Below are 9,586 nucleotides of genomic sequence, written 5' to 3' on the forward strand. Positions count from 1 at the left end.
GAGGGAATTCCATGAGAAGAGGAGTCGTCTTAGCTTTGACCGTCGCGTCGTTTTTGTCCCTGGCCGTCTCGGCCTTCGGGGAGGTCCAGCTTTTCGTGACCAAGAACACCGTTAAGCTGTACGATCCGGGGCTGGGAGAGCACTCGGTGTTGAACGATTTTTCCGTGGCGGGCTGGAAGACCCACAACGATCTGGCGGTAGTCTGGAGCGATAGGGAGGTTCTGGCCTACGACATAAAGACCCATCAGTGGATACCTCTGGACGGCTTTTCCGCTACCTCCGCCCTCCTGACCGACGGCTTCGCGGTGGTCTGGCAGTCAAGAGGCGTCGCGGTGTTCGACTCGTCCAAGCCAGGCTGGGTGGTCGGTCCGCCAACCCAGAACTCCATCAGGACCGCCCTTTTATCCAGGAAGATGGCCTTGGCCATGACGAGCAACGAATTCATGGTCTACGACTCGGTGCTGGGCAACTGGCAGACCGCCGCCATGGATAACGCCGAGGCCGTCTTCGACGGAACCCTGGGCGACAACCTGGCGGTATGCTGGGATTCGCAGGAGGTCTGCGTCTACGACATGACCATGCACCGTTGGGACGTCCGTCCGATCCAGGGAGTCCAGGCCGCAGTGGTCCTGGATAGAGAGGTTCGGGTAGTAACGGCTTATAAGATCCATACCTACGATGCCATGAAACATCGTTGGTTCGAGAGGGACCGCTAGGGCATGGGCCTTTTCGTCCGTCTCGCTGCGGTAGCCGTCACGGTCGGATTGTTCGGAACGGCTGCCTTTTCCGCCCCTATGACCGTGGCGATAGGGGATTTCAACGCGAGGGGAGCCAGCTACTCCGTAGGTCAGTCGGTGGTGGAGATGCTCTACTCCAGGCTGGCCGGTAACAGGGCCTTTCGATTGGTTGAGAGGGGCCAGCTGGATCAGGTGGCCAGGCAGCAGAAAATCGCCATGTCCGGAATGGTGAGCCAGGAGAGCGCGGTCGAGATCGGTCGGATCGTAGGGGCCAAGTACTACGTGCAGGGGGCCGTGAGCCACTTCGGGGTGCTCACCATACTGATGGCCAGACTGATGGACGTCGAGCGCCGTACTGTCGTGGCTGCCTATCAGTCCATGACCGACGAGGGAGAAAAGGGCGTGACCCTGGCGGTTCGCACCCTCGCCGCCGACGTGCTGTCCTCCCTTACGGGACCGGCCCCTACCGGAAGCGCCATGGACGACTACAGAAGCTATCTGTACGAGGCGATGGCTTTCTACAACCAGGGGGACTACGGTCGGTCCATAAGGTACTGGGACAAGATGGTGGAGATGAGTCCCAAGAATCCGACGCTGCGTTTTATAGTGGCGGCGATGTACTACAGCCGCGAGAGATTTAGAGACGCCGAACTGTCGGCGAAGGAGGCGGTCGCCTTCGATCCCGGTTTCGCCGAGGCCTGGCTGTTGGCGGGGAAGAGCCTCTTCATGAGGGGGAAGGACTACGAGGCCACCGATTATCTGGAGAAGGCGGTAGACCTCCGGCCGGAGTTGGCCGAACCCTATTTTCTCATAGGCCAGGCATACAAGAACAGAGGTCGCCTGGAGGACGCCATGGAGTATTTTTCCATCGCAATAGGCAAGGATCCCGGCTATCAGGGGGCCTACGTCGCCATGGGACAGATGCTGCTCGAGGCGGCCCAGCTGGACCTGGCCCGCAAGGTCCTGGCCAGGGCGGTGGAGCTGGACGGTACCGATCCGGGGGCCCGTTTTCTGCTGGGAACTACCATGGCTCTGGATGGAGACGATAAAGGGGCCCGGGGCCAGTTGGAGACCCTGAGAGGTCTGGACCGGGGGCTGGCGGAAAAACTGGAGGAACTTCTGAGATGAGTGGATACGGAGAGGGGAGATCGATATGAGGAGGATGTTTTCGGTAATTTTGGCTACGTTGTCGGTGCTGTTCATAGTAAGCTGCGCATTCGGCTGAAACGGGGGAGGCTCCTCCGGTGGGGAGGGCGGAACCTCGGCTTCGGCCGCAGCCACCAAGAGAGTCATGGCGGCGGCGGTTCAGTACATCAAGGACGGCGACTGCGGCCGTTTCATGACGATCGCGGAGAGGGACCTCGACGAGATAGACGAGGCCGAGAAGGGCGGCGTTATGTACCTTATGTCCCGTTGCTACTTCAAGGCCGACGACTACGATAAGGGCAAGGCCGTCATAATGGACATACTGAAGACTCGTTACGATGCGGTGACCGATCTGTTAGGAGATCGGGAGAAGGTCCGTACCCTGGCGGCCGCCCTTTTCGCAGGAGAGGCCGGCAAGAGGGGAAAGGCCGAGGACGTCCAGGAGGTTCAGAAGGCCGTGGAGAAAGACTCTACATTGGATCGTCTTTTGGTGAGGGATTCCGAGGGAACCTTGGTCAGCAGGACCAAGCTTTCCTACGTCCTTAAGTTTCACGAGGCCCAGGCGTATAAAAACAGCGACAGGGCGGGGCAGGCTCTGTCCATACTCAAGGAGCTTTCGTTCTCCTCCGGAAAGATCATGGTCGACGGGAAGATCGAGGGTCTCAGAGAAGCGGTGGACAAGATGACCGCCGAGATCAGAGCCACCGCGATGATCTGGTTGAAGAGGATCTTCGTCTAGTGAGATGGAAAGCCGCGGCGGCGGCCCTTATAGCGGCCGTCGCCATATCGTCTCCCGCCTTTGCCGAGTTCGCCATGGCGGTGGCGGATTTCGACACGAACGGGGTCCCATTCCACCTAGGAGCCGCCGTCAGCGACATAGTGAGAAACGAGCTTTCCACCGTTCCGGAGATAACCCTGGTGGTGGTGGATCGAAACCACATCGTCAAGGCGGCGGGAGAACAGAGGATAGGAATGTCCGGCCTTGTGGACCCGGAAACGGCGGCGAAGGTAGGCAGGATAGTCGGCGCCAGGTACGTCCTGGTTGGGTCGGTCAACTCGCTGGGAGGAGATATCTCGTTGGACTCCAGGTTGGTGGACGTGGAATCCGGTGAGGTCATAGAGAGCTTTTCAGCCTCCTCCGATACCGGCCAGGAGGGCCTGCCCGAGGCGGCCTCCTATCTGGCCGAGGATATAAAGATCGTCCTGATAGGTTCCTGAGGGGCGAAGCCTCTATTTTAGAGGGAGGTGGTTTTAAATGAAGAGATACCTTTTTCCTTTGACGTTGTTCGCCTTGATCTTGGCGATCTGTCCGGTTCTAGAGGCCGTGACCATAACCACGTCCGGCGGGGGCGGTTCCTCCGTCAGCCGTCCAGCTACTGGGGGTGGCGTCGCCGCTCCCAAGGCGTCCGCCAACGGTACGAATGGTCCCGCCCTGCTGGATCTTCCGGCGGCGGAGAAGAACCGTCTGGCCGATGCAGCCGAGCTGGCAAGGCTTACCGGTCTCCAGGCCAAGGACGCCCTGAACAAACTCGCCGATCTCGAGGGGCGGGACGTCTCGGGGGCGGAGATCCGGGCCAGGCTCGTCTACGCCCAGGAGTGTATGGAGTCTATGGAGAAGGCGGGCAAGAAGCTGGAGGATTCGGCTAGGCTCGTCATGATGACCTGGGAGGGTCGTTTCGGCCCGGAGGATCGTCTGGCCGCCATGGAGGAATTTCTGGGGGCTATGCCCGCCCTGGCGTGGCGGGGCGTTTCGCCTCAGGGCATTGTGAATCAGGAATTGGGCAGGATCAGCAGTGGAATGAAGCAGGCCTTCAGCGACGCCATGGGCAAGCTCCAGGCGGGAGGTCGGGCCATAAGCAACTTCGCCTCCAAGGTGGGAGGGGCAATCAAGAGCGGCGTCGGAAAGGTCACCGGAGCTGTTGGATACGTTCATCACCGCATAGGCAACGTGGTGGGGCAGAAGAATTGGGCCACCATAATGGCCGGAACCAAGTTCACCGCTACGATCGTAGGAGTCGGAGTAGGTCTCGTGGTGGCCGCTCCTGCCACGACCGCCGGAGCTCTGGGAGCGGTCGCCATCTATACGGTAGGCAACATCGGAGCGGCGGTATCCTTCGCCAACGATATGGCGACTATAAACGGACGTTCCGGACCGTCGGGACTCGATCAGGGGCTGACCAGGATAAACCAGGGGACCGCCGTCATTGGCATAGTCACTTCCGGGAGCGGTCCCGAGGTTTTGGTGAACGTCATAGGCGTCACCGGCAACGAGATCATCGGGACAACCGACATCGGTCATATGACCCCGGAAGAGCTTGCAGGGTATTTGGAAGGGAAAGAAAGAGAGAATTTCCTGAATAACCACGGTGCGAAACATACCTATCGAGAGCCCATCAATGTCATCGACGGTAACGACGGTGGCGGTGGAGGTGGAGGATGCAGCGACGGTTGTCACTGACCTTGTCCGAGGGGGAGGATCCTGGATCCTTCCCCTCGTCTTTTATCTAGACGTATATCCATGGTTTTTTACGTGGGTATCTTCCCTTGCGGATATTGAGGTATTCGGGTATTCTTTTTCCGAAATGGTGGGAGGAGATGGGATGAGCGGTATCTTTCAGGTTTCGGAGGCGGTCTCCCTTGCCCTTCATGGGATGGGGATCCTCGCTTTGGCGGGAAAGCGTATGAGGGTAAGGGAGATGGCCGAGGCGGTCGAGGCGTCCGAAGCCCATATGGCGAAGGTTTTTCAGAGGCTGGTGAGGGCAGGTTTGGTCGGTTCTGTTCGAGGCCCCGCCGGAGGGTTCGAGCTGTCGAAGAAACCTTCGGAGATATCGCTATACGCCGTCTATCGTGCCATAGAGGGGGATATAAGGCCTAAAAGTTGCGTTTTGGGGCTCGGCAGATGTCCCTTCAGGGAATGTATGTTCGGGGACTTCCCCGACAGGGTCTACCAGGAATTTGCCGATCACCTGAAATCCAGGAGCCTGGGGGACCTGGTTGGATTTGAAGAAAAAACGTCCGGGAGGGGTTGGATAGATGGAAGCCAAGATAACGCACAGGATAATAACCATAGACAGGGATAAGTGCGACGGCTGCGGGCTTTGCGCCGAGGCCTGCCACGAGGGAGCCATAAGGATGATCGACGGCAAGGCCGAACTGGTCAGCGAGAGCTACTGCGACGGCCTGGGAGACTGCATAGGCGAGTGTCCCAGAGGGGCGATTTCCTTCGAGGAGCGTGAGGCCTCTCCCTACGACGAGGAGGCCGTCAAGAAGAACATGGCCTCGGCCTGTTCCTCCGGATGCCCTGGGACGATGGCTCGATCCATGGGGGGAGATGCCGTCGATCGAAAAGAGCCCCCCCTAGGGAAACCGGAGGGAGCGATAAGGAGAGAATCGGCCTTACGAAACTGGCCGGTGCAGCTAAGTCTCATACCGGAGAACGCGCCCTATCTGTCGGGTTCCCATCTGGTGATAGCCGCCGACTGTAGCGCTCTGGCCCATCCCGACTTTCACGGTTCCTTTCTGGGGGACGGGAAGGTGTGCCTCATGGGCTGTCCCAAGCTGGACGACGCCGGGGCGTACAGGGACAAGCTCGCCAGGATCATGGCGGCCCATAGCCCCAGGGCCGTGACGGTTATCCACATGGAGGTTCCCTGCTGCGGCGGCATGGTGAGGCTGGTCGAGTCAGCCATAGAGGAGGCCAAGGCGGACCTGGACTACACAAGGGTCAAGATCGCCATAGAGGGAGGAGAGCTGGAGCGGGAGAGCACCCGTTACAGATTCTCCTGAACGGGTTTCTTGACATGCGGTTCCCATAGGGTATAATCTCGGATCGTACAATCGAACTCTTATCGAGAGAGGCGGAGGGACTGGCCCGATGAAGCCCGGCAACCTGCCCGTAAGGGCGTGAGGTGCCAACACCAGCGACCGACAGGTCGAGTGATAAGAGGAAGGACACCTAAGGACTAAGGCGGGACCCTTCCTCTACGGACGGGTCCCGTTTTTTTCGGCCCGGAATACTATACCCTGTGGAGGTATCATTGCATGAGCGAAAAACTTTTAATCTCTTCCGAGTCAGTCACCGAAGGCCATCCCGACAAGGTGGCGGATCAGATCTCCGACGGGATACTGGACGCCATCCTTTCGGAGGATCCCATGGGGAGGGTCGCCTGCGAGACCCTGGTGACCACCGGTCTGGTCCAGGTGGCAGGCGAGATAACCACCAGCACCTACGTGGACATTCCCAGGATAGCCAGGGAGATAGTCAAGGAGATAGGCTACACCAGGGCCAAGTACGGTTTCGACGGCGAGACCTGTGCGGTCCTGACCGCCATAGACGAACAGTCCGCCGATATAGCCATGGGAGTGGACAGGGCCCTGGAGCTCCGGGAGGGAGACATGACGGAGGAGCAGATCAACGGCATAGGAGCCGGAGATCAGGGCATGATGATAGGCTACGCCACCGACGAGACCGACGAGTTCCTGCCCATGCCCTTCGCCCTGGCTCAGAGGCTCTCCAGAAGGCTCACCAAGGTGAGGAAGGACGGCACCATCGACTACCTCCGTCCCGACGGAAAAACCCAGGTCACACTGGAATACGACGGGGACAGGGCGGTCAGGGTGGACACCGTCGTCGTGTCGGCCCAGCATAGCCCGGACGTCTCCCTCAGGGATATAAGGGAGGACCTCACCGAGAAGGTCATAGATCCGATCCTTCCGAAGGAACTCCTCAAGGGAGACCTGCGCATCTTGGTCAACCCGACGGGGCGTTTCGTCAAGGGTGGCCCCATGGCCGACTCGGGTCTGACTGGACGTAAGATCATCGTGGATACCTACGGAGGCATGGTGCCCCACGGCGGAGGGGCTTTCTCCGGAAAGGACCCGACCAAGGTGGATCGTTCCGGAGCCTATATGGCCAGGTACGCCGCCAAGAACGTCGTGGCCGCCGGTCTGGCCTCCAAGTGTCAGATACAGGTGGCCTACGCCATAGGGGTGGCCCATCCCGTGTCGGTTTTCGTGGAGACCTTCGGGACCGGAAAGGTCTCGAACGACCTCCTGGTGTCGTTGGTCCGAAAGTATTTCGACTTCCGTCCCGCCGCCATGATAAGGGACCTGGAGCTAAGAAAGCCCCAGTACCGTCGTCTGGCCGCCTACGGCCATATGGGGCGTATCGATCTTACCCCCGTTCCCGCCTGGGAGAGGCTGGATCGGGCGGCGGCCCTCAAGGCCGAGGCCGGAGTTCAATAAAAAATATAAGAAGGAGCCGGGGGCGACCCCGGCTCCTTCTTCGTCTATCCCAGAAACGCCAGCAGCAGCCCTCCCGCCAGCACCGATCCTATCTGTCCCGACACGTTGGCCCCTACCGCCTGCATCAGTATGAAGTTGCCTTTCTGAGATTCGGCCGCCATCTGTTGAACCGTCCTGGCCGACATGGGAAAGGCCGAGATCCCGGCGGCGCCGACCATGGGGTTTATCTTGTCTTTCAGGAAGAGGTTCAGCCCCTTCGCGGAGAGCACCCCCACCGCCGTGTCCAGCACGAAGGCCAAGAAGCCCATGGCCAGTATCAGCAGGGTTTGAGGCTGTATGAATCTCTCCCCCGTCATGGAGGCCGATATCCCAAGCCCCAGAAGGATAGTGACTATGTTCGCCAGCTCGTTCTGGGCTCCCTTGGCCAGGCGGTCGACCACGCCGCTCTCTCTCAGCAGGTTCCCGAACATCAGAAAACCGATCAGCGCCGCCGATGGAGGGGCTATCATACCCGCCACGATGGTTACCGCTATGGGAAATATTATCTTCTTCGCTCTCGATACCTTCTTTTCCGAGTACGTCATGGGAAGCCGTCTCTCCTCCTGGCTGGTGAGCAGTTTTATGACAGGAGGCTGTATCACCGGCACCATGGCCATGTATGAATAGGCTGCCACCGAGATGGGGCCCAGCAGATGGGGTGCGAACCGGGCGGATACGTATATGGACGTGGGGCCGTCGGCGGCCCCGATTATCCCTATGGAAGCGGCCTCCTTGAGATCGAAGCCTATGAGGAGGGCCAGCCCCATGGTGAGGAAGATGCCCGCCTGGGCGCTCAGTCCGAAGAGGAAGGTCACGGGGCTCTGAAACAGCGGGGTGAAGTCGATCATGGCCCCTACTGCTATAAAGATCAGCAGTGGGAACAGCTCGGTGGCTATGCCCATGTCGAAGAGCAGGCTGAGGGCGCCGTGCTGTATCTGTCCTCCCGCCACGTGGGTGAGGGCGGATGACAGGGGTATGTTTACCAATATGGTGCCGAACCCCATGGGAAGCAGCAGGTTGGGCTCGTACTTTTTGACCACGGCGAGATAGATCAGTATAAGTCCGACCGCCATCATGATCGCCTGTTGCGGAGTGAACTGGCTCAATGACTGAAAGATGGTTTCCATGTCGTAGCCTCCCATTTTTTTACCCCGATTATATAACAGGACGGCCCGAAGGGATCCGTTCAAGCATACAGGGGAGAGTTTCTTGACCCGATGGAACATTCTTACTATACTAAGATCGGTTTGAATACCATTATTCGTGAGGCGCCGATGGAAAATCGGCAAGGGGAAATAACATCCTAAAGGAGGTTGTGTAATGCGCAAGTTTTTAACAGCGTTGATGGTCGTCGGCGTTTTGGTGATGTCCGTGGCGGGTGCCGCATCCGCCAAGACCTTCGTGTCCCTGGCGACCGGTGGAACCGGTGGAACCTATTACCCCGTGGGGGGCGGACTGGCCGACCTTATCTCCCGTCATCTGCCGGACGTGCAGATGACCTCCGAGACGGGCAACGCGTCTGTGGCCAACCTCAATCTCATTGGAACCCACGAGATAGAGATGGCCTTCGTGCAGAACGACGTGGCCTACTGGGCCTATAACGGAGAGCGTATGTTCAAGACTCCCTACAAGAACATTCGTCTCGTGGCCTCTCTCTATCCCGAGCACATCCAGTGCATAACCCTCAAGGGCTCCGGCGTCAAGGAGATAATGGACATCAAGGGCAAGAGGGTCTCCGTGGGAGCCCCCGGTTCGGGAGTCCAGGGCGACGTCTCCGCCATCCTTCAGGTTGCCGGAATCAAGTATGCCGACATGAACACCGATTTCCTCGATTTCAACAACACCACCCAGCGCTTCAAGGACGGGCAGCTTGACGTCGGTTTCGTGACAGCCGGTTATCCCACCTCGTCCATCATGGACCTGGCCACCCTTCACGACATCGACCTCGTCTCCTTCAGCGACAAGTTCATGGAGGATCTGACCGGAACCTTCAGCTACTTCGTCAAGAGCTCTATCCCCGCCGGCACCTATAACGGCGTCGACCACGATACCCCCACTCCCGCCGTCATGGCCATGTGGGTCTGCGATGCCGATCTGCCTGAGGATCTTATCTACAAGATCACCAAGACCTTCTGGGAGAACGTCGAGGAGATGCACAAGGTCCATGCCAAGTGCAAGCTCTTCACCCTCGATACCGCCACCGCCGGTGCCTCCGTTCCTGTCCATCCCGGAGCCGCCAAGTTCTACAAGGAAGCGGGGATTTCCGTTCCGGATCTGAAGTAATATATCTCGATACGTATTCCGTCGATAGAGGAGGCGGGGCCGCCAGTGTCCTACAGTATCTGGAGCTTTTTTCCATGGTCAGAGGCCTCAACGAAGATCTTGAATTAAAGGTCGACGAGCTGACGAGGTCGGAGAGA

Annotated in this window: 10 protein-coding genes and 1 riboswitch; of the genes, 9 read left to right on the plus strand and 1 reads right to left on the minus strand. The window is 58.9% G+C overall.

The genetic code is table 11. The annotated features are described in order from the left end of the window. The first annotated feature begins 11 nt into the window (after positions 1-11). From L2W58_RS12255 to metK, 8 genes are all read left to right on the plus strand, one after another. Positions 12-716, plus strand: coding sequence for a hypothetical protein (locus tag L2W58_RS12255; protein WP_236103701.1), 705 nt, complete (start codon positions 12-14; stop codon positions 714-716). Positions 717-719: 3 nt separating this feature from the next. Then, on the plus strand, positions 720-1,865 hold the full coding sequence (locus L2W58_RS12260) for a tetratricopeptide repeat protein (protein ID WP_236103702.1): 1,146 nt from the start codon (positions 720-722) through the stop codon (positions 1,863-1,865). A 163-nt stretch (positions 1,866-2,028) separates the two neighbouring features. Further along, a complete protein-coding gene (locus tag L2W58_RS12265; protein WP_236103703.1) occupies positions 2,029-2,622 on the plus strand; it encodes a hypothetical protein in 594 nt (197 codons plus the stop codon). Further along, positions 2,622-3,101, plus strand: coding sequence for a penicillin-binding protein activator LpoB (locus tag L2W58_RS12270; protein ID WP_236103704.1), 480 nt, complete (start codon positions 2,622-2,624; stop codon positions 3,099-3,101). The genes L2W58_RS12265 and L2W58_RS12270 overlap by 1 nt, the downstream gene beginning before the upstream one ends. Before the next feature lie 37 nt (positions 3,102-3,138). After that, positions 3,139-4,341, plus strand: coding sequence for a hypothetical protein (locus tag L2W58_RS12275; RefSeq protein ID WP_236103705.1), 1,203 nt, complete (start codon positions 3,139-3,141; stop codon positions 4,339-4,341). Positions 4,342-4,483: 142 nt separating this feature from the next. Continuing rightward, positions 4,484-4,963: an RrF2 family transcriptional regulator gene (locus L2W58_RS12280; RefSeq protein ID WP_236103706.1), complete on the plus strand. Its 480-nt coding sequence runs from the start codon at positions 4,484-4,486 to the stop codon at positions 4,961-4,963. Further along, positions 4,917-5,669, plus strand: coding sequence for an ATP-binding protein (locus tag L2W58_RS12285; RefSeq protein ID WP_236103707.1), 753 nt, complete (start codon positions 4,917-4,919; stop codon positions 5,667-5,669). The genes L2W58_RS12280 and L2W58_RS12285 overlap by 47 nt, the downstream gene beginning before the upstream one ends. A gap of 56 nt (positions 5,670-5,725) precedes the next feature. Beyond that, positions 5,726-5,829: riboswitch (SAM riboswitch) on the plus strand. Between the two features lie 95 nt (positions 5,830-5,924). Further along, positions 5,925-7,127, plus strand: coding sequence for a methionine adenosyltransferase (metK, locus tag L2W58_RS12290; RefSeq protein ID WP_236103708.1), 1,203 nt, complete (start codon positions 5,925-5,927; stop codon positions 7,125-7,127). Between the two features lie 44 nt (positions 7,128-7,171). Here the strand turns inward: metK and L2W58_RS12295 are convergent, their stop codons facing one another. Beyond that, positions 7,172-8,293 carry a sodium ion-translocating decarboxylase subunit beta gene (locus tag L2W58_RS12295; protein WP_236103709.1) on the minus strand — a complete coding sequence of 374 codons (1,122 nt, stop codon included), beginning with the start codon at positions 8,291-8,293 and terminating at the stop codon, positions 7,172-7,174. A 193-nt stretch (positions 8,294-8,486) separates the two neighbouring features. Here L2W58_RS12295 and L2W58_RS12300 point away from each other — a divergent pair, with 193 nt between their 5' ends. Beyond that, positions 8,487-9,449 carry a TAXI family TRAP transporter solute-binding subunit gene (locus L2W58_RS12300; RefSeq protein ID WP_236103710.1) on the plus strand — a complete coding sequence of 321 codons (963 nt, stop codon included), beginning with the start codon at positions 8,487-8,489 and terminating at the stop codon, positions 9,447-9,449. Positions 9,450-9,586: the final 137 nt, after the last annotated feature.

The sequence above is a fragment of the Dethiosulfovibrio faecalis genome (assembly GCF_021568795.1).
In the GTDB taxonomy this organism is placed as follows: domain Bacteria; phylum Synergistota; class Synergistia; order Synergistales; family Dethiosulfovibrionaceae; genus Dethiosulfovibrio; species Dethiosulfovibrio faecalis.